The 21,250-nt window shown below is 43.1% G+C and carries 20 protein-coding genes and 1 pseudogene; 15 read left to right on the top strand and 6 right to left on the bottom strand.

Translation table 11 applies throughout. The features are described from left to right. Positions 1–3: 3 nt before the first annotated feature. Entirely contained in the window at positions 4–333 is a 330-nt protein-coding gene (locus tag DESRU_RS10690) for an ArsR/SmtB family transcription factor (RefSeq protein WP_013842121.1), read from the bottom strand. A gap of 185 nt (positions 334–518) precedes the next feature. Here DESRU_RS10690 and DESRU_RS10685 point away from each other — a divergent pair, with 185 nt between their 5' ends. Further along, entirely contained in the window at positions 519–1,235 is a 717-nt protein-coding gene (locus tag DESRU_RS10685) for a metallophosphoesterase family protein (protein ID WP_013842120.1), read from the top strand. Positions 1,236–1,481: 246 nt separating this feature from the next. After that, entirely contained in the window at positions 1,482–2,171 is a 690-nt protein-coding gene (locus DESRU_RS10680; RefSeq protein WP_013842119.1) for a hypothetical protein, read from the top strand. A 159-nt stretch (positions 2,172–2,330) separates the two neighbouring features. Here DESRU_RS10680 and DESRU_RS10675 read toward each other — a convergent pair whose 3' ends face one another. Beyond that, entirely contained in the window at positions 2,331–3,233 is a 903-nt protein-coding gene (locus tag DESRU_RS10675; RefSeq protein ID WP_013842118.1) for an anti-sigma factor domain-containing protein, read from the bottom strand. Continuing rightward, positions 3,230–3,967 carry an RNA polymerase sigma-I factor gene (gene sigI / locus DESRU_RS10670; RefSeq protein WP_013842117.1) on the bottom strand — a complete coding sequence of 246 codons (738 nt, stop codon included), beginning with the start codon at positions 3,965–3,967 and terminating at the stop codon, positions 3,230–3,232. Before sigI ends, DESRU_RS10675 begins: the two co-directional genes overlap by 4 nt. A gap of 277 nt (positions 3,968–4,244) precedes the next feature. On the opposite strand from sigI, the gene DESRU_RS10665 reads away from it, so the two are divergent. Then, positions 4,245–4,568: a hypothetical protein gene (locus DESRU_RS10665; protein ID WP_013842116.1), complete on the top strand. Its 324-nt coding sequence runs from the start codon at positions 4,245–4,247 to the stop codon at positions 4,566–4,568. Positions 4,569–4,741: 173 nt separating this feature from the next. Here the strand turns inward: DESRU_RS10665 and DESRU_RS20870 are convergent, their stop codons facing one another. After that, positions 4,742–4,930: a hypothetical protein gene (locus DESRU_RS20870; RefSeq protein WP_187290674.1), complete on the bottom strand. Its 189-nt coding sequence runs from the start codon at positions 4,928–4,930 to the stop codon at positions 4,742–4,744. Positions 4,931–5,070: 140 nt separating this feature from the next. Beyond that, positions 5,071–6,175 (bottom strand): annotated as a pseudogene (locus DESRU_RS20270) (IS3 family transposase). 299 nt (positions 6,176–6,474) lie between these two features. Between DESRU_RS20270 and DESRU_RS10640 the strand changes: the two are divergent. The 8 genes from DESRU_RS10640 to DESRU_RS10600 all read left to right on the top strand — a co-directional run bounded on the left by DESRU_RS10640 (position 6,475) and on the right by DESRU_RS10600 (position 16,162). Further along, positions 6,475–7,686 (top strand): abortive infection system toxin AbiGii family protein, encoded by a 1,212-nt coding sequence (locus tag DESRU_RS10640; RefSeq protein ID WP_013842115.1) that lies wholly within the window; start codon positions 6,475–6,477, stop codon positions 7,684–7,686. Between the two features lie 184 nt (positions 7,687–7,870). Then, positions 7,871–8,668 carry an abortive infection family protein gene (locus DESRU_RS10635; protein WP_013842114.1) on the top strand — a complete coding sequence of 266 codons (798 nt, stop codon included), beginning with the start codon at positions 7,871–7,873 and terminating at the stop codon, positions 8,666–8,668. Next, positions 8,649–9,971, top strand: a complete 1,323-nt coding sequence (locus DESRU_RS10630) for an AbiJ-related protein (RefSeq protein WP_238446274.1) — start codon at positions 8,649–8,651, stop codon at positions 9,969–9,971. Before DESRU_RS10635 ends, DESRU_RS10630 begins: the two co-directional genes overlap by 20 nt. A 107-nt stretch (positions 9,972–10,078) precedes the next feature. After that, positions 10,079–11,302 (top strand): hypothetical protein, encoded by a 1,224-nt coding sequence (locus DESRU_RS20865; RefSeq protein ID WP_013842112.1) that lies wholly within the window; start codon positions 10,079–10,081, stop codon positions 11,300–11,302. Positions 11,303–11,458: 156 nt separating this feature from the next. Next, entirely contained in the window at positions 11,459–11,914 is a 456-nt protein-coding gene (locus DESRU_RS10620; RefSeq protein WP_013842111.1) for a hypothetical protein, read from the top strand. Positions 11,915–12,239: 325 nt separating this feature from the next. Continuing rightward, complete coding sequence (locus DESRU_RS10610) at positions 12,240–14,288, top strand: alkaline phosphatase family protein (protein ID WP_013842110.1); 2,049 nt, start codon at positions 12,240–12,242, stop codon at positions 14,286–14,288. A 310-nt stretch (positions 14,289–14,598) separates the two neighbouring features. Next, a complete protein-coding gene (locus DESRU_RS10605; RefSeq protein WP_013842109.1) occupies positions 14,599–14,925 on the top strand; it encodes a thioredoxin family protein in 327 nt (108 codons plus the stop codon). Positions 14,926–14,950: 25 nt separating this feature from the next. Continuing rightward, the gene (locus DESRU_RS10600; RefSeq protein ID WP_013842108.1) at positions 14,951–16,162 is read left to right on the top strand and encodes an FAD-dependent oxidoreductase; all 1,212 of its coding nucleotides are present in this window, start codon (positions 14,951–14,953) and stop codon (positions 16,160–16,162) included. Between the two features lie 392 nt (positions 16,163–16,554). Here DESRU_RS10600 and DESRU_RS10595 read toward each other — a convergent pair whose 3' ends face one another. Then, on the bottom strand, positions 16,555–17,469 hold the full coding sequence (locus DESRU_RS10595; RefSeq protein ID WP_013842107.1) for a choline kinase family protein: 915 nt from the start codon (positions 17,467–17,469) through the stop codon (positions 16,555–16,557). Positions 17,470–17,902: 433 nt separating this feature from the next. Between DESRU_RS10595 and DESRU_RS10590 the strand changes: the two genes are divergently transcribed. The 4 genes from DESRU_RS10590 to DESRU_RS10575 are packed head-to-tail and all read left to right on the top strand — an operon-like array spanning position 17,903 to position 21,201. After that, positions 17,903–18,202: a BMC domain-containing protein gene (locus DESRU_RS10590; protein WP_013842106.1), complete on the top strand. Its 300-nt coding sequence runs from the start codon at positions 17,903–17,905 to the stop codon at positions 18,200–18,202. A gap of 39 nt (positions 18,203–18,241) precedes the next feature. Further along, complete coding sequence (locus DESRU_RS10585) at positions 18,242–18,532, top strand: BMC domain-containing protein (RefSeq protein WP_041275726.1); 291 nt, start codon at positions 18,242–18,244, stop codon at positions 18,530–18,532. A 55-nt stretch (positions 18,533–18,587) separates the two neighbouring features. Beyond that, entirely contained in the window at positions 18,588–20,051 is a 1,464-nt protein-coding gene (locus tag DESRU_RS10580) for an acetaldehyde dehydrogenase (acetylating) (RefSeq protein WP_013842104.1), read from the top strand. Between the two features lie 13 nt (positions 20,052–20,064). Next, positions 20,065–21,201 (top strand): 1-propanol dehydrogenase PduQ, encoded by a 1,137-nt coding sequence (locus tag DESRU_RS10575; protein WP_013842103.1) that lies wholly within the window; start codon positions 20,065–20,067, stop codon positions 21,199–21,201. Positions 21,202–21,250: the final 49 nt, after the last annotated feature.

Genomic DNA, 21,250 nt, shown 5'->3' with positions numbered 1-21,250 from the left:
GGTTTATTTTGTCTCAGTATCTGGAGTGCTGCATCTTTTGCAAATGCAGTCTTCCTTTTCGCTGGTTATCTCGGAAAGAAAAGAGAGAATCAGATCTGTTTTTTCTTTGTTCAGAGTATATCTCATCCAGGCACCATCTCTAACAGCCTTTACCAGTTCATTTTCCACCAGTATTTTCATGTGATAGCTCAGTGTGGGCTGAGTAATGTTAAATTCCTCCAGTATCTTGCAGGCGCAAAGTTCCCCGCAAGAGAGCATATCGATGATCTTTAATCTTGTTTCATCTGCCAGCGCCTTCATTTTAGGCACATATTCCGCATATGACGGCTTCATGAGCTTCCCTCCCGAGATATAGATAATTATAAATGACATAGAAAATTATCTATGTTAAAATAGTATAGCAGACATATAGAGAGTTGTGAATATGGTTGGGTAATATTTATTGGTGACTGGGCACACAAATGTTTTATATTAAGCATTAAAGAGTAAATTAAATGACCGGGAGGCCGCTTTAAGAAATGAAAATCGCCGTAATTTCCGATATACACAGTAACCTTTTGGCGTTGGAAGCTGTGTTAAGGGATATTGAAGCAAGAGAAATTGACCAAATTTATTGCGCCGGTGATCTGGTTGGGTATGGGCCTCGCCCCAATGAAGTCATTGAACTCCTCCACCAAAGGGAGATTCCCACCCTCATGGGGAACTATGATGATGCCATTGGCAATATGAGATTCATTTGCGGGTGTGACTATAAAAATGAAGAAGCTATAAAGCTTGGAGAACAATCAATTCTTTGGACTAAAGAACAGACCACAGAGGCAAATAAAAAGTGGCTGAGGGAATTGCCTCAAAGGATAGAGTTTACTGCAGCGGGAATTCGTTTCTTGATTGTTCACGGCAGCCCAAGGCAGCTTAACGAATATCTTTTTGAAAATACACCCCTTGAACACTTTAATAAACTACTTATAGAGAATAACTGTGACGTTTTAATCTGCGGACATACCCATTTACCTTACTATAAATCCACCGCCCATGGACATATAATCAATGTTGGAAGTGCCGGAAAACCAAAACATGGCAATCCCAATGCGCTCTATGCCTTAGTAGATGTAACAGATGGAATCTTGAATGTAAATTTTACGGAGACACCTTATAACTATGAGGAGACAGCAAAAGAAATTGAGGAATTTGGACTTCCCCAGGAGTTTGCCCAAATAGTACGAACAGGCCAATGAAATTAGGCAACAGTTTTTAAGCAATGGGAAAATGTTGATATACCTGGCCCTTTAAGTTCGAGGTATTGTAATTACTGGCTCAGCCAATATAAAAAATAATTAGCGACGGGTTTTAAAAGAGAAACCCGTCGCTAATTATTTGACCATTTTTATTGCGGCTCGACATTAAATGACAAAATCACCAAAGGTAAAATTTATATTTAAGAGAAGATTAATTTATTGCCGGTAACAGAAGGGGGAAAGTAGGTGCTAAAAGGGCTAGAGGTTATTAAAGTAAAATTTGTTGGCATTGAAGGACTGCCCGTATGGTCCATATTGCATTTCCTTGAAAGAACCTGTTTAAATCACTTAAAATTAGTGACCATCCAAAGAATCTGTGAATTGAGCGCCGAAGGATACCCTGACGGCTGTTTTTCCGTAGCCTCATCATCGGCGGAAATTTTCCCTGGGCGTTCCTTCTTACATAAGCAGCCTGCCCCTGCCAAGCTGATTGTTCTTACAGAGAAAGCCGAGTCACCAGCCGATTTTTGGAATGTCATCAGGAATTTTAAAAGACCCATGGTTTACTTTACAGAGGGCAACCACAAAATACCCCTTTACGATTTTACTTATGAAGAGGCCGCCAGGATATGGAGCTTTAAAGAACAATCTCCCCCGGTGGGAGAAATCATTGGTGCGGGAGGGGCGTTGCTGGATCTTTTGTATGCCGCCGAGAGGGAAGAACGGGAGAAGGATGAGCATATCAACCGGCAAATTGGTCAGACTGCCGAAAACATTGACAGAATGGTTCGGGCAAGTCAAACCATCGCCAGTGCTAAAACCCCGGACGGCATAAAAGTATATGCGGAGTCCATATTAAAAGACTTGATGCAGAAGCAAAGTCAATTGAATAAAAAAATCGGGATTCACAATCAAGAGATCGATACAAATATTTAACGGTCTATAAAACCGAATCACTGATAAAGAGTTCAAAGTCCCTTAGACCTCTACTGGAACACAGGTCTAAGGGACTTTGTGCCATATAACCAACCGCTGTTACCGGTCCATCCCCCTATGACCCTTATGCCCCTTGGCCGGACTCATCTCTGTGTGATCCTATGCATCCTCTGGAGCCTGAGTGGTGGGGTGAGTCATAGTCCGGTGCGGCATCATGGAGCTGCCTTCCGGTATGTTACCGTGATTTGGCATGGGTGCCGATGGATTATGATGATCTCCGGCAGCATCCGTATTATGTTGGGTGTGTACCTCCACATAATCATGGCCAAAAAGTTCCTTTGCCTCAATACCCGACCGGGACAAGGCGCCGGACACATTTTCCTGCCGGAGCAGATCCAGGTCTACAGGCTTATTTTGCTGTTGGCATTTTTCATAGATCACGTATTGGCCTAGAGAAACTCCCTTTTTCTCAGCGGATTGGATCATTTCCTCCGGCTGGCCGGTGACCACCACGGCTCCCTGGTAACCCTGGCGTTCAAGCTGTTGGCACAGAAAATCTTTAAAAAGCTCCTCATTAACGCGGGGAATGTCGCGATCATCCAGTTTAATCAGAGTGCCCATAAGAATTTCCTGATCTTTGGTTAAGTATCCTTGTTTTTGACTGTACTGCAGCAGACCTTCCAAGGCAGTATAAAAATTCTGCCCTTTGAGGCCGGCGGCAAAATGATCGTCCTCCGGACCGTTCATACTGACCCGGGTAACCTTTCCTTCTCTGTCCAGCCACAGCCTGATTTCCGGCTGTAAACTGATATTTACATAAGCGGCAGCCGGAGAAATGAAGAAATGAGGCATCAGGCCGGTAAAGAGGATTAAAAGCACCGCTGCCGCCACTGCCAAGATTTTGGGTTTAACCGGTAAAACCGGAGTTTTTATATAAACCATGGCCCCTACCGGCGGGGCCGGTTGGATGCGGGTGGTCAGATATTGGCCGTCTGTGGTGTAGACCAGGACATTTTTAAACTTCCCGGTGTGGGCCATCACCACTGCTTTGGTTTTAGTCATGCATTTTCCCTCCCAGTCTCGGGGATGAAGCCTTGGGTGAAGCTTTTTAGGGCGGAAAGCTCCGGCTCGGTGAACACCAGCACCGTTGCAATAATATACCTGCGGCCCTTTTCCAGCACCCGGGTACTCAGTCCGGTCATTTCCAGCAATTCCTTGACCGGGAGCTTCCGGGTCCGGTTCAGGACCTTCAGCAGATGCTGGTTATGGACTATGGTTACGGCCACCTGAATAAATCTTTCCCGGGTATCCCGGTGTTTGGGAGAGCACTGCACCAAGTCCTCCAGGGTAATGCCGTAAAGGGCCAAGTGCTGTTGGTACAATTCGATGGTTTCAGCCATTCTTTCCTGCTGCACACCTTCCTGATAGATCCTTTGGGACCGCTGCTCCAGCAATTGCAGAGCATGGTTTTCCCACCGATCCGGGTTGGCCGATAGCAGCAATTCATATTTGGCAGAGTTTCTGCGGAAGTAGTCTGTCAACCGCCTTTGTATGACCGTATAGGCGAAGGAGGCAAAGGAAGCGCCCTGGTTAAAATCATAGCTGTCAATGGCCTCATTGAAAGCCAGCAGGGCGATGCTCAACTCATCATCATTCTCCCAGCTTAAAAAGCGTCTGCAGACCCGGGAGCTCACCCGGGCAATATAGTCCCGGTGTTTTATAATCAGCTCTTCCCGGGCTTTTTCTTCGCCATTTTTCGCCCTTTGTAATAATCGTTTAAGCGTAAATTGCAGCATCACTTTCCTCCGCTACTAGACATTCGCAATGGCTTGGTCTATTTCGGTGGGTCAAAGAGAAGGTAGGGGGCAGGGTACATCATCTCATTTTAAAAGTGTAACGGACCGGTTTCACAGAACCTTCACAAAGATGTCACATTATCGTGATATTTGCTAATGGTACAATGTTCCAGCATTCACCCCACCAAAAACCGGGTCTTAAGTGCGAATGATTGACTGAAAAGGAAAAAGGAAGCACTGGCAGCCAGGCTTCCAGATATTATTAGGGGGTTAATCCATGTTGAACAAAAAGAGCTTGATGATTGGAATTTCCACACTGCTATTGGGAGTTTCCATGGTGGGAGCGGCCTACGCTCTGCCCATGAACACCCCGATGCAATCTCAGAATTCAGTTGCTCCCAAAACCACCGTAACTACGCAGCAAAAAGGCGGGAATACCCTAATGAACAATCAGCAAATGCTTCAGTATCATGAACAAATGCAGCAAAACCACCGGTCCATGAACCAGAATCACCATGCCAACGATCCGGCTATGCATGGTCCCCTGGGCAATCATCACTCAATGGGCAGCGGCCATATGGGCTTCCAGAGTAATAAATAAGAAGCAAAGCAAAGAAGCCAACCTGGAGTAAATTTACGCCGGTTGGCTTCTTTCATTTTTACAGGGGGGCAGCAACAGTGGTTATAAAAAAGGCAGGCCTTTGAGCCTGCGGCTTTACCGGGAAGGTTCTTCTTTCAACCGTTTAAATTCGTCCGCTGTGATTTCACTGCGGGCTACCTGGATTTCAAAATCTCCAGAGCATCGGAGGAAGTACCGTTTTTGCGGGAGTCTCTAATGGCCAGGCGAACCGCCCAGTAAATGATCAATCCGAACAGTCCCATAACATGGACGGAGATATGAGCGATATGGATCACAGCGAGATGAATATGGACGACCACGTCAATAACAATAAGCAGTAGCAAGGGGGCTGTGCAGAAGGAGAAGTCGAAAGCAACAAAACCCAAAAGCGAACCCATTTTCACATTGAAGGGGAAGAGGGGTTCGCTTATTTAATTTATTGGGTTTGACCTGCCCCCAGGTTTTGTACCACAGGGGATGTTAGTCACGAAATTTGTTCACAGGTTTTTTTAGCCAGATCTGTAGCATATTCTACTGGTGTTTTGTTGCTCAGTCCGCTATGTGGACGAACTGTATTGTATTCATGACGCCACTCTTCAATAATTCGACGAGCCTCACTTACGCCTCTGAACCAGTGTTCATTAAGGCATTCATCTCGGAGTTTTCCATTAAAGCTTTCTACATGGCTATTTTGCATTGGTTTACCGGGGTCTATAAACAGTTGGATAACCCTATGTTCATAAGCCCATTGATTCAAGGTCAGTCCTGCAAATTCAGGTCCGTTATCAGAGAGGATTTCTTTGGGATAACCTCTGTAAATAGCAATTCTATCTAGTACTCTTGTCACACGCCGTCCTGTTATTGAAGTATCCACTTCGCTGGCCAGACACTCTCGAGTTGCTTCATCAATCACTACAAAAACTCTAAATCGCTGCCCAGTTGCTGTTGAGTCACTAACAAAATCCATAGACCACCTTACATTCGGTTGAGGCGTAACTGTGGGGGGCGGCCCCTTCCAGAGAGAACACGTTTTCTTTTGCGGCGACGGACAGCGAGTCCAGCAAGCCGGTATAGCCTATATACTTTCTTGTGGTTAACTTTCTGTCCTTCACGCTGAAGTAAGGCATGGATTCGTCTATATCCAAAGCGACGCCACTTAAAGGCAAGTTCAGATATTCTCGTTTTCAATGCCTCGTTCTCTTCTGAAGTAGAAGGAACATATCTATGACTGGAGCGTCCGATACCAACAAGCCTGCACGCTCTGCGTTCACTCATACCAAAAGTATCTTGGAGTTCTTTAACAAGCTTTCGCTTGCGAGCAGGCTTTACTTGTTTTTTTCAATAACCCACTTTAGAGCCTGGTTGTCGAGGGTTAGTTCACCTACGAGTAGCTTAAGTCTGCGGTTTTCCTCTTCCAACTGCTTAAGTTTCTTCGCATCACTTGCTTCCATTCCGCCGTATTTAGATTTCCAGCGATAAAAGGTTTGTTCGCTAATGCCATGTTGCCGAAGAATGTCAGCTACCGGCATCCCATTCTCATGGGAGTTAAGTATTCCAATGATCTGCTCTTCGGTGAAACGTTTTCTCATAACTGTCCCCTCCTGACTTAGTTATACTACATCAGGACTAACATTTCCTTTGGACCAGTTTTCGGGGAGCAGGTCACTGTTGCACTCAATTCTCTTAGCGAAGGACTAAAAAATGTTGAAGGTGCTTGGTTAAAGTTTCAATACTCAAATATTAAGTACCTTATTGTAAAAGACTTACATGACCAGAAAGAACTCATTCAATATATTATTGAAGAACTCAGCTGTAAAATAGATGAAAAATATGATTTAATTTCAAAAATACTAGTTTTAGATGAATTAAATGAGGATTGGTGATAGACATGTTTGCAAACTTTAACAAAGCTTTCCGTAAAAATCCCCTAAAAACTAAAGTGCCTTCTGAAGTGCTTGCTGCACTTAGTCATAAGTTACCAGATGGGTTCAAATATGTTAATATTGGGGAGGGTGCTTGTGGAATAGCTTCAGATTATATGCATCTAAAATTCAATGTAAAAATTCCAGAAGGTGCTATAAAAAATAAGGATTATATTAAGACAGCGAATGATTTAGCTAATTATATATATCGTACACAACAGGAGTTGGAAGTTATACCTGATAAAGATGGTTGTATTTTAATCAATGATAATAAGTTTTCGTTTAGTGACTTATTGCATTTTCCTTTAGAAGAAAAATATATTAAAAGTCAAGGTGCGTTTGTAATAAAGCCAGAGCCTTTTCCAGACCCATTCCCTATTGAATTTGAGGCTAACGGTGCTAAGAAAGTTATTTTAATTCAACGGCAGCCATACGATAGTATATACGAAACTTTATTTAAATCAGTCAATGATGATTGCTTACAAATATCTTACTTAATAAACGAGCGGGATTTTAGTCTAAAACTTACTATTAATATATCTTTAGAAAAGGCTAAAACGATAAAAGAAATTGTAACAGCCTCAAAGCTATACTATGGTTTTTTAAATGGAACTCTAAAGATGGGAGAATTTCCATTAAACCAGAAACCTGATGAAAAGGTAGATGAGGACTTCTCTAAAACCATTGAGTTTTGGGAAAAGGTTCTTGCAGTTGAAAATACACTAGGTATAGTGTTTATTCCTACATCACGAATACAGCATGATGACGGTTATTGGATAGAATGTCTTTACCGCACATTAGTATTAAAACAGCCTTATAGAGAAAACATTAAGATGTCAACGGTTAAAATGAGAAATGTATCCTTTACTCAGGAGGGCGGATTTAAAAAGAAGTCAGGGATGGTATTTGAATATCTTCGGGAAATAGCTGGAGAGTTATTAGGAGCAAAAATTAACCTAATAGAGTTTTCTATAATTTACAATTTCATTATTACAAATGCTACAAAGGTTGATAAATCAGAGAATGACTATGACGTACAAATAGAACCTGATGGCAAAGAGGGTATTTATAGATCAACTCAATACTTTAAAACTAAAGATGAAGCAGATGTTTTCCGGACAGTACATATTAAGAACCATGAAATATTCAAAAAGGCAGAAATAATTGAGGTTCTTTAAAAAAATATTACAGTTTATGCAAAGTAAATGACATAAATATTTCAGATAAGGCTAATAATCTGTAGTTCAAAATGCCAACGGTTTAACAATTATGGGAAGCCCTATTTTGCACTTATTGAGAAGATAACCTAACAAATTACTATGGCTTAAGAATAAAAAATTTAACTGAGAAAAGGAAGAAAATATGCCTAAACTATCTCAAATTGAAAAAGGAACTTTTATGAAGCTGTTCAATAGAGGCGGCTATGTTCTGAATTTTTCCACAAATGACTTTAATCTGTTTACATTAGAAAGTGTTGGGGTTCCGTTGTGCGAGGTTTACAAACAATCAAAGGGTAAATCATTGATGGCTTATATTAGCGAAGCTACCGAGGATGACACCATAAAGTTGTTGAAAGATTTATTAGACTATTACGAAGTTCATTACAAATATGAAATTGAAAACGATGAGGAACATACAAAATTGTATGGCCGATGCAAAGATATAATGGACCGTATCTTATATAAAAAAAATCCTCTTGCTTCTACAGCGGTAGAGTTGAAAGAGAAATTTTCAAGTGCATATCTTTCTGCACAGATTGATTTAATGTTAAAAATGCAGTCTGAAAATCCAACAGAAGCAATTGGAAAAGCTAAGGAATTGGTTGAGAGCTGTTGCAAAACTATTCTTGATGAAAAAGGAGTAGAATGGGACAAGAACTGGGATGTTAGTCAATTGACTGGCGAGACAATTAAACTTCTTAAGCTAATGCCCAAAGACATACCCGACACTACTCCGGTAGCAACTGAGATGAAAGCCATTTTGGGCAATTTGCGTACGATAGCTACAAACTTGGCAGCTTTGCGTAACCCATATGGTAGTGGGCACGGGAAAAGTGCTTCATACAAAGGACTCGAAGAGCGTCATGCTAAACTTGCCGTTGGCAGTAGTATAACGCTTGTTAGTTTCCTTTGGGATACTCATGAAAGGAAGGGCATTTGAAACAATGAACCGAATTAGTGAGATAACAAAACGTGATATTCTCGATTTGTTTCATAATGGGATTGAAATAGACGACTTTTTTGAAACCAAAAAAGTCACCTATCTTTATTTCGGTCGGATGGAAGAACTTGAATTTCTGAAGAGATTATATGATTTGAAGAGTATGCCGAGTTTGGATTCAAGGTTTCCAGATGCTGAAAGTGACATCTGGCAGCACACGGTAAACAATGATGATTATCCATTTTGCTGGGTATTTGAAGACGAACGCTTCCAATTGCAGAACGGAACCGATGAAACGTATTTGAAATTCATTTGTGAGATATTTCATCCAACAGTTAGGTTTGAAAAAAAATATTGGAAAGAGTTTCTTGCAGAGGTAAACAGATTGTTGCAAAATGATGGGTACGAACTTTATCCGGCAGAAAAAATATCTAACCGTGATGTCTATGGATGGAGAATATTTCAACCAGAAGAAAATAAGATGTTCATTCCTTACTCTCAACGGAATGCAAAAGCAATAAAAGAGAAAAAAATCGCCTTATCCATTAAACGTTGTGCAAGAAATCAGATTTACCAACTTTTGCAAAGGTATAATGACATCTATCAAGAAACCACTGAAACAGGATGGCAGTACGAAACTTCAACAAGCGAAGAAGTTTTTAATGATATACGGCAGTTTTATACCCCTAAATGTTATAATGATCAAAAGCAGTATGTTGAAACTGGTAGCCTACAAGATTTTATATGTTATAATTCGCCTTATTGTGTAATAGATGCGATAGAGTTTTTCGAGAAATATAACCGTTCCAACAACTTTGAATCGCAAATTAATGAAATAATGAAGCTGAATGATATTGCTTTGAAATTATATAATGGCAAAATTGTAAGTACGTTTGACAGTCAAATAAAAAGCAGCACATTAGCTTCAATTCAAGAAGCAGGACTCAAAGAGTTGATTCAAGAAGCCACTAAACATTACGACGAAGGTAATTTCAAAATTGCCGTTGAAAAACTCTGGGACGCTTTTGAAAGACTGAAAACATATTATTTTCCAACTTTAGATAAGAAAAAATCGATAAATAGAATCATTAGCGATATGAGTGGCAACAAAGATCCCTATAAAGAACTGTTTGAAAAAGAGTTCTTTGACCTCACAGCGATTGGTAACAATTTTAGAATTCGTCACCATGAAACTATAAAAATAGATATTGAAGATAATCGGCACTATGATTATTTTTATAAACGTTGCCTATCATTAATTTCGGTTACGATTCAATATTTGGATAGTGGAAGAATGTTATAATGTAAATTTCATCCAAGTAAAGCCTTAGGTAAGGCTCTATATCCATGTTTTAAAATGGAGCCCCAACTTACTATAATGTATATTTGGGGTTATTTGGAGGGTTAATCATGAAAAAAGCTTATTTTATGTTGTTTATTATGTTATTCGCATTGATCCCAGTTAAATCAGTATATGCCTTAGAAAAGTATCAACAATACTCCATTGGCGATATTATGGGAAGTTTTCAAAAAAGCAATGCTAAAATGGTCATCATTTTAAAAGATTACGAACGAAGGACCATTCCCGTATATGAAGTAAACGATGAATTGTGCATTTGTGTGGAAGACCTGCAATACTATGGCTATGAAATGACCTGGGATCAGAAAAGCAGAACAACCAGCCTCACCTTTTCCGACCGGCAAAGAACCGGAACCACTCACTTTGTTAAGAGCAGGGGAAATATTTTATATAGTGATATTAAAGTATTTATCGATGGGATTGAGGTCAATGGCTACAATATTGGGGGTTATACCCTGGTCAAAATTTGCGACTTACAAACAATACCCGACTTATACTTCTGGAGGGATTATGGAGAGCAAGAGTACTTTCAAGTAAAGGGAAAAATTTTGCTTCCCCAAGGGGATGTGGCTCCTAAAGCCGGCTTAAATGGGAAGATAATAAAATATGACTATGGTTATAAAGGAAGCCCGGAAAAGGTCTCGGAAATTTCTTTTTATATCCCGGAAAATAAGAATTATTGTGACTATACAACCACGATAACGCCGTTCCAATTCCTGGGATATGAGCTTGATGATCAATATGGTTATTACAATGGCTCCCTTTTTGAAGAAAGCGAGAAGCCACTGGAACATTACAAAATTTATACCACCACCATGAATGATTATCGGGTTAATTATGATGATTTTAATATTTATATTTTTAAGACGGCGCAATTAAGTGGTAAACTGACGATAAATTATCTAACGAATGAATATCCCGGACAAATCAGAACCATTTATATTCTGGCTGAGGAAATAAGCGGCAGTGGGGAAATACTGGAAGCCATAACGGTTCCCACAGAGCAAACGGAAATTAGCTATAGCATGCCGGTCATAGCGGATAAGGGATATAACTTGAAGTTTTATGCAACCCGTTATGCCAGGATTCTCAGCCAATATGAGCTATGGGCGGGACCGGCTCCTCCGCTGCTTTTCTCCGGTTATTACTCCTCTAAAGGCTTTGTTCCGGAAAAAAGTCAAGGGGATATTCTCATGGTGGGTAAGCCGGGAATTCAAAATGTAAATGTTGTCATTGAACCTTCCAATATCTTAAGTGAAAAAGATTTGTATTAAAAGGTGACGCTAAAACCGATAAACAGGAGAGAATTTATATCCCTTTTGGTTCACCAAGAACCACTGTATTTTGGGAGCGTTTCAGAGTAGGGGATATGAAGAGATAAGCAGATAGAAATGAAAAAGTTCGTTGTAAACTTATGTGGATTTTTCATATTGGCCTTGATGATTTTGTTTGTTATTGATGACTATGCTGTTTACACAGTCAAAAAGAGTAATATTCAAAACCATTCCTTAAAGCTTGCTCTTGAGAACGGAATGAGTAACGCCACCATCGTAAAAACGGAGGAGCAGCCATCTTCATTGATTACGGTTTTAAAAGGGCAGGGGGAATACGGCTTTATTGTCTATAGCCGAAGTAGGATTTATGGATATTACCGAATCGAAAAGGCTGCTTTCAAAATTAACGATAAACAAGAATTCCACACGGCAGTCACTGATCCTGTACATGTCTACATACTCACGCTAAAACCGAATGAGCCTGGGGATGTCTCTATTGAGGTTAAAGCAAAAGAAGTTCGCTGGCAGGAAAGAATGATTTTTAGTCTTTTTACTTTCGCTGTTTGTATGATGGCTATTTTTTATAGAAGACTTAAAGAATCAAAAACTTAATTTCATCGGTTCAAAATAGAGTGTAAGACCGGTGAGTACTTTGTACTTGATATGAAGAAAAAATGAGAAAAAAACCCGCCAATGGTAAAAATTTGGCGGGTTTTTGGCATTACTTGACAACCAATTGGTTCCCTGGAAAAATTCGGTTTGAACCTTAGGTTTCATATATGCTGCACTTATACCAGGTATAATTAGCGAGTATTGTACAGGAAACGAAAAAATTCCTATAATGAATATAGTTAGTGAAGGTAAGAACTTACACAATAAGCATAAGAGTTTTAAAAAAATCCCATGATAGATGTTAAAAAGAAAGGAGATAAATCCCATGAAGAGAAAACCGCTTACCAATAAGTTGTTGGTATTGGGCGTCGATGGCATGGACCCCAGAATCAGCCGCAAATATTTAGCCCAAGGGAAAATGCCCAACCTACAGAAATTAATCGACCGTGGAGCCGCCAGAGAAGATTTAACTCTGCTCGGTGCCATTCCAACCATTACACCTCCTTGTTGGACAACACTTGCTACAGGTGCTTACCCGGGAACCCACGGCATCACTTGTTATTGGAGACAGTCTCCGGAAAGCCTGGACGCAGTTGTTTATAATATGGATTCCCGTAACTGCACCGCAGAACAAGTATGGAACATCACCTCGGAAGCCGGTATGAAGACGATGGTTTGGCACTGGCCCGGGAGTTCTTGGCCTCCGACCTCTCACAGCGAGAATCTGAGTGTTGTGGATGGCACCCAGCCCGGTTCTGTCAATATGGGTGTTGCACAGCTTGACTGGGAAAAAGTGATCGTGGCCAACCCGGATATTAAAGGCGTGCGTTATGCCCCCAGGGTAGATAAACCCGCAGGTGTTGGCTGCATTATCTCCGATCTGGAAGACACCTTGGACAATGATGTTGATGATGAAATGATGGAACTCTGGTGGGGCGATACCGCCCGTCAAGGCGGCGAAATCCGCACCTATGTGATGGACGATGAAGATACCGAAGTGGTCATTGGCAGTAAGGTTGCTTATGATATCGTTAACTCTCCCCTTAAAGAGGCTACCGGTTGGGCCAATGCTCCGGAAGGAGCCAAGGAATTTACCATCCTGACCTCCGGCGGGGTTATGAGACGTCCTGCTTTAATTCTTAAAAACGAAGCCGGCGAATATGACCGGGTGGCTGTTTATAAGAATAAGAAAGCAGAAAAACCCATTGTTGTTTTAGAAAAAGGGAAAATGGTATCCGGCATCATTGATGATGTTACCAAAAAAGAAGTTACCAAGCCGGCTTGCCGTTCCATGAAGATTTTAGAATTGGATCCCGCAGGCAATAGCGTTCGTCTTTGGATCAGCAACGCTTTGGATATTTCCAATGACCAATTATGGCATCCCAAATCTCTCTATAAAGAAATCGTTGCCAATGTTGGCGAGGTTCCGCCTGTTAGCTTAATCGGCGGGGAAGATGCCGAATTAGTCCGCGAAATTTTTGAACCCTCTTGGGTGCAGTACAACAAATGGCAGGCGGATTGCCTGAATTACTGCATCAAAGAAAAAGGATATGAAGTGATATTCTCACACCTGCACAATATTGACTGCGCCGGCCACCAGTTATGGCACTTAGCCAAGACACTGCCCGACTGGGATCACACCGACGAGATAACCTATCAAGGGTTTATTGAAAAGTTCTATGTGCAGACCGATGATTATATTGGTGAATTCCTGCATCTGTTGGATGAAGGCTGGACCGTTCTGCTGGTAAGTGACCACGGCCTCATTGTCGGGGAAAACGTACCTCCTATTTTAGGAGAATATGGCGGCCTCAATACAAAGGTCATGGAAGAACTGGGCTATACCGTTCTGAAGAAAGATGAAAACGGCAATACCCTAAGAGAAGTGGATTGGGAGAAAACAAGAGCTGTTCAGATCCGCAGCAACTATATTTATATCAATCTCAAAGGCCGTGACAAATACGGTATTGTGGATCCCAAAGATAAGTATGAATTGGAAGAACAAATTATCAACGATTTGTACAATTACAGAGATGCCAGAACCGGCAGACGGGTTGTGGGCATCTGCCTTAGAAATAAAGATGCCGTGCTAATTGGTACGCATGGACCGGAATGCGGCGATATTTTCTTCTCCATTGAAGAAGGGCATAACCGCCTGCATGGCGATAGCATTTCAACTTCCGAAGGCTATTTTGAAACATCCGTTTCGCCCATCTTTGTGGCTGCAGGCCCTGGTATTAAACCTGGCTTTAAAACGGATCGTATCATCCGCCAAGTTGACGTTGCCCCCTCAGTCTCGGCATTACTCGGTTTGCGTTACCCTGCGCAATGCGAAGGAGCTCCAATTTATCAGATTTTCTCAGAAGAAATCTGATAAATGGTTAAATGCGCAGCTATCAGAAAAGCAGCACTCTGATAGCTGCTTTTTAATAAAAGGAAAAGCGATGAAACGAACTGCAGACTTAGGATGATATTTGTTAACACGAGGTGCCGCTTTTGTCTCGGCAAAGTGACTCCCAGACAATCCTACTCCACTTGCTATTCTAATATTCTATTTAATCGCTGCAGCATTGTTTCTAATCCTACGGCTATGTCATCGCTGTTTGTGCAATTATACCGAAGCCTACGGTTTTATTCCATGTATTTGATATAAATCTTATTCTATATTTCAAGGGGTGGAGATTATGTCGTTGCAAAAATTAGATGCAGAGCGTTTTGAAGAAATTATTTATGATAACTGCGAGCCTTGCCTGGTGATCTTTTCAAGAAAAAACTGCCATGTGTGTAAAGAAGTAGTTCCCATGTTGGAAGAATTGAAACCGGAATATGAGGGTAAGTTTGGTTTCTACTATGCTGATGTGGAAGAGGATAAGGATCTGTATCAGAGGTTTTCCTTAAAAGGAGTGCCGCAAATCCTTTTTTTCAATGAAGGCGAGTATCAAGGAAAACTGGCGGGGAACGTCGATGATGAGAAAGTCGAAGATAAGATTGCAGAAGTTCTTGGCGCATAATTAAATCAAAAGGGATGTGAAAGGCATGGCTGAAACTTACGATTTAATCATTATTGGAGGCGGCCCCGCCGGGCTGGCTGCTTCGATTTATGGCGGCCGGGCGAAGCTTAAGACCTTGGTTGTCAATAAAGGAACCATTGGCGGCTTGGTGGATACGACCCGGGAGATCGTGAATTATCCCGGCTATATTCAAGTCAGCGGACCGGATTTAATGAAGGATTTCCATAAACATGCCCAGAGTTTTGGAGTTGAGTTTCATAAAGGGGAAGTGGTCAGCGTTGATTTTTCTCAGGAAGAGAAAATCGTTAAGACCAAGAAGGGCAAGGAATTTTCCGCCAAAGCGGTGATTATTGCCTCGGGCAGTGAGCCGAGGCTGCTGAATATCCCCGGTGAAAAAAGACTGCGGGGAAATGGCGTGGCCTACTGCGCCACCTGTGACGCCGAGTTCTTTGAAGGAGAAGACGTGGTGGTTGTGGGCAGTGGCGACCAGGCCATTGAAGAAGGCATGTTTATCACCAAATTTGCCCGTAAAGTTACCGTGCTTGTTCTCCATGACGAAGGAATCCTGGATTGCAATAAAGTGAGTGCTGAAAGGGCCTTTAATAACGAAAAAATGGAGTTTATATGGAACTCCACCATTGAGGAAGTTCTCGGGGAAGAGAATGTAGAAGGGGTAAAAATCAAGAATTTAAAAACCGGCACTTCTTCAGAACTGGCGTGCCAAGGTGTATTCCTGTTCGTAGGAATGGTTCCATCAACCAACTATCTTAAAGACAGCGGCATAGAGATGGATAAGCGGGGATATATACCGGTAAATGACCTTATGGAAACCAACCTTGAGGGGGTCTACGCCGTTGGCGACAACCGGGTAAAATACCTAAGGCAGGTTGTCTCCGCCGCGGGGGACGGGGCTACGGCAGCGGTGGCTGCTGAGCGCTATATTGAAGAGCTGAATAGCTTTAACGCCAATGTTCTGCAAAGTGATAAAAAGGTTTTACTCCTGTTTTTCAATGCCTTAGTAAATGAAAGTTTGGAATTCAGTACCTTGTTGGAGGAACTGAACAATGAATTGGGCCATGAGTATAAAATTGTCAAAGTGGATATGGCCTCAAAGAAAAAGCTGGCGGAAAAATATGATGTAAAAATGGCCCCTGCCGTTGTTGTATTGGATCAGGGGAAAGAAATGAAACGGTTAGAATGCACCTTGGATAAAGAAAAATTAAAAACTCAATTCTAGTCATCCATGGAGGCTTTGCCTGAAATAAGTCTTATAATAAGGAAGCTTTGCAAAACGATTGTTATAGGTGCAAAGAGTAGAAAGAGAACACAACGAGCAAGTGGTTACCTAGAATAGACACGGATTTTACAAATTTCCACTGATTTTATTGATTTAGTCATCCTAATTTAAAATCGCGCAAATCCGTATTATCCGTTCATCCGTGTTCTGTTCTTTTTATCTAAAAGGATTGTGCAATAGGAACCTTTCCAAGTTCTCTTGCAGCAGTCCTTTTTTATAAGCCCGGTTAAGTTAACATAATATAATCACAGGCTATCTAAAACAAAGCAGGGAGTTTAAAACCTTTCATAGCAAGATTTTAAACTCCCTGGAGATGATCTTTTTTAATTGGTTTAACTCACGACCATGCCGGCAATGGAACAATGGGGCGATTTGGTCATGGTTTTAATATTTTTTCGGAAACGTTCATAGCGCACACAGCAGTATTCAAGAAAGTCGTCGCCGTTATAATGCCTGATTAAAGCCCAGGCGGTCCAGAGCAAATCCTGTGCCATCATAAAGCTTTTAATTTTTAATTCTTCCATCGGGGTCAGAGGACGGCCGAAGTAGCTCTGAATAAAATACTGGATGGCTTCGTCGGACAGCTTGGATTCAAGCATATAGGCCGCCACATCCCAGCAGGGATCGTTCATTCCGGAATATTCCCAGTCAATAAGATAGATTCTGCCGGCAGCGTCGATGATAAAGTTCTCCGGCACCGTGTCATTGTGACAGGGCACAAAAATGGTACTTTTAATATTTTTTTGGACAAAATCAACCAATTGGTCTTTCAGGGTTGTGTAATCAAAGAAAAAGTCGCCCCGCTGCTGTTGGATAATCCGTTCGTACTTGTCCAATTCCCTTTGCCAATCAAAATGGTTAGAAAAATGCTTGGGAAAGGAATGGATTTTTTTCATTAACCGGGAAACCGTTTCCAGGTTTTGGGGGGCGCTGGGGTTGGCTTGAGCCATGTTTTGGCTGTTTTCTATATAGAGACTGATCTTGATTCCGCTGTTTTCATCAAAATAAATGCAATGGGAGTTTACGCCGAACTCCGAGGCAATTTGATTATTAATCCTTTCCATTTTGCGGTCAATAATCTGTTCCGTCATGCCGCCGGGCTGCCGGATGACATATTCCACGCCCGCAATGTCCATGATGTAGTTGTAGTTGGTAAGCCCGCCGGCAAAGCGGGATTTATCGAATACAAGGTTTTCATTGTGAAAAGCCTGGCGCAGCTTTTCTTGAACTAGTTCTTCTATGCTCATATGTAACTCCGTCAGATAGATAAAACTTTGATTTTAGAATGATTAATAATCTACTTTAGCAGAAAAAAACGACAAAATCAATGCATTTAAGAGGAGATCCGGGTCTAGCCATGATTTTGGATTTCTCGTTCCGGAAGGAAAAGTCAAATCATGGGGCATTTTGTTAAATGGTCCATTTGCAGATAAATCGCCTTTACTTGTGCAGCGGGAATTTTAAAATTTTTGTCTTGATTATTCAAGAAAGTCTCTTTAGTACCATAACTAATTTTTTCTGGGTGTAATTGTACTAATTATGGATACTGATTTTTCAAAAAAATATTTTCCCCATGCGATATGATACAAATAGCAAATGATCTATATAAATAGCGGTTGATATAAGAAGATAAAGGGACAAGCCTGGCAGCAAGATTGATAAGGAAGAGGAGTTGTTTCAATGGAATACTTTGGGGAAGAAGCATTGGGCCTTGTTGAAACAAGAGGGATGGTTCCGGCGATTCAAGCGGTGGATGTCATGTGTAAAACGGCCGACGTTGTTCTCGTCTCCTTTGAAAATATGGGTTCCGGGCTTGTCACAGTCATGGTGAAGGGCGATGTTGCAGCCGTGAAGTCGGCGGTGGAAAAAGGCGCCGCAGCGGCTGCGGCCATTGGCGAGATGACAGCCTCTCACGTCATGCCGCGCCCCATTCGCCGGGTCGGAAAGATTGTTTCGCGACATGACATTGATGCGGACTAAGCAATTGACTACTTGGGAAGGGGAATCCGCGTGGAGAAAGTGGAGAGGAATGACGCTTTAGGATTTATAGAAACCTACAGTCTGGTTTCGGTGCTGGAAGCGGCGGACGCCATGTGCAAGGCTGCGGATGTGGAATTGGTGGGTTATGAAAACGTGGCCTCCGGTTTGGTTTCGGTGGTGGTTCGCGGCGACGTGGGAGCGGTAAAGACGGCTGTGGCTGCCGGCGTCAAACAAGCCGGCAAGGTAGGTCCGGTCTATAGTTCCAATGTCATCGCCAGGCCCCATGAGGATGTAGAAAAGATTGTTGCCAGGTACGTGATCAACTGGTAAGCAAGGGCATGGGTCAACCTTTTCATTTGGGGGTAAAAGGGGGAGTGATTGAAGGATGAACCGAATAGACCACGATCTGCTCTCCGTCCAAGAGGCTCGGATTCTGGTGGAAAACGCCCGGGAGGCGCAAAAAATACTGGCCGCCTTTCCCCAGGAAAAACTGGATCAAATTGTCGGCCGCATGGCTGAGGAAGTTTATCAAGCGGCCAGGGAACTGGCGGTCCTGTCCCAGGAAGAAACGGGATTTGGCCAATGGCAGGACAAGTTGGTCAAGAATGTTTTTGCCAGTGATTTTCTCTATAAAAAGATCCGGGATATGAAAGTGGTCGGCATTATTGGTGAAGACAAAGCAAACCAAACCATGGATATTGGCGTGCCCGTGGGAGTGATTGTGGCCTTGCCCCCTTCCACCAACCCGGTATCCACCACCATCTATAAAACCCTGATTGCCATAAAATCCGGCAATGCCATTGTTTTTTCCCCGCATCCGAAGGCCCAAAAGACCATTGGCAAAGTGCTTGATATCCTGATACGGGCCGCGGAGGAAAAAGGATTGCCCTGCGGCGCCATCAGCTACTTGCACACCCTGGCGGCGGACGGTACGGTGGCCTTGATGAACCACCAGGATACTTCGCTTATTTTGATTACCGGCGTGCCCAAGATGGTCCGGGCCGCGTACACCTCCGGAAAACCGACTATTTATGGCGGTCCGGGGAACGGCCCCGCTTTTATTGAGCGTTCAGCCGACATCAAAAAGGCGGTAGCCGATATTATTGCCAGCAGAACCTTTGATAACGGAATTGTCTCCGCTTCGGAACAATCCATCGTGGCGGAGGACTGTATCGCTGATGAAGTAAAGCAGGAACTGAGGAGAAAGGGCGCTTATTTCATGTCCGCCGAGGAATCGGACAGGCTGGGCAAGCTTTTTTTCCGTGCGGACGGCAGCCTGAATCCGGAAATTGTGGGCAAACCGGCCGTGGAGCTGGCCCGGCGCGCCGGCATAGGTGTTCCGGCAGATACCAAGGTATTGATTTCAGAACAGAAATATGTGTCTCCCGGCAATCCCTATGCCAGAGAAAAGCTTTGCCCGGTGCTGGCCTTTTTCGTTGAAAAGGATTGGATGAATGCCTGCGAAAAATGCATCGAGCTGCTGATTAACGAAGGGCGGGGACATACCCTGGTCATTCACTCCAGGAATGAGCAGGTAATTCGGGAATTTGCCCTGAAAAAACCGGTATCCAGAGTGCTGGTGAATACTCCCGCCACCTTAGGGGGCATCGGAGCCACCACCAATCTGTTTCCGGCCTTCACTCTGGGCAGCGGCGCGGCAGGCGGCGGGTTTACTTCCGACAATGTCTCACCCCTGAATTTGATTAATATCCGCAAAGTGGGCTATGACGTGCGGCGGTTGGAGGATATAACCGGGGGGATGCCGGCGGGGGATGCGGCTGAAGACAGCACGGAAGATTTAAAAGAACTGCTGGCAAAATTACTGGAACAATTTGCGCAAAAGATTTGAGGTGACGGCGGGAATGAAGCAATTTGTTATTAAACCCAAGGTTTATTTCAATGAAGGGTCCATGGCGCTGCTGAAAGAAATCAAAGGCTCTTGTGCCTTGATTGTTTCCGATTCCATGATGGAGAAACTGGGGTACCTGCAAAGGACCATGGATTATCTTAACCAAGCCGGGATAAAATCGGCGGTTTTTACGGAAGTGCGCCCGGAGCCCGATGTAAAAGTCATTGCCGCGGGTGTACAGAAATACCTGGAGACCCATGGGGACATCGTTGTTGCTTTGGGCGGCGGCTCTGTCATTGACGCGGCCAAGGGCATTTTATATTCCCTGTGGCAGTTCAGCAAAGCTGCCGGGGAGGAATTTAAAAAACCGCTGTTTATTGCCATTCCTTCCACCAGCGGTACCGGCTCCGAGGTAACAACCTTTTCGGTCATTTCGGCGGAAGGCGAGAAAGTATGCATTGTGGATGAGTGGATGGCTCCGGATATCGCCATACTGGATTCCACCTGCATCCAGCACGTTCCCCGGACGGTGGTGGCAGATACGGGGATGGATGCTTTGGTCCATGCCGTGGAGGCCTATGTTTCCACCGAGGCGACCCATTGTACCGATGCCCTGGCGGAAAAGGCGGTCCAATTAATTTTTGAAAATCTCAAGACTTTATACAACAATACAGATGATTCCTGCGCCAGAGAACGCATTCAAAACGCATCCTGCATTGCCGGCATGGCCTTTACCAATGCCAATCTGGGCATCAACCACAGTCTGGCCCACGCCCTGGGCGGAACCTTTCACCTTTCCCACGGCCGGTCCAACGGGCTGCTGATGAACGCAGTGATTGAATATAACGCCAATTTGAGCAGCAGTGCCAACCGGTACGCCGCAGAAAAATACGCCAGACTGGCGGCTGTTTTGCAATTACCTGCCCGGACCTACCGGGAAGGAACCATTCATTTCATGCAGGCGGTCCAGGATTTGAAAAAATCCATAGGTATTCCCAACCGGATTCGGGAGTTGGGAATTGATAAAAACAAATTTGAAAATGAACTGGGCACTATGGCGGAACTGGCGCTCCATGACCGCTGCACCCCCACCAATCCCAGACAACCGTCCAGAGAAGATCTGATGGGCATCTATCAAAGATCGTTTTAATCGGACCATAAGCAACTTATCCTGCTGAATAAAGTAAGAGGGAGGAAGA

This window comes from Desulforamulus ruminis DSM 2154, assembly GCF_000215085.1.
In the GTDB taxonomy this organism is placed as follows: Bacteria; Bacillota; Desulfotomaculia; order Desulfotomaculales; family Desulfotomaculaceae; genus Desulfotomaculum; species Desulfotomaculum ruminis.
This window is presented reverse-complemented; position numbering and strand designations above follow the sequence as displayed.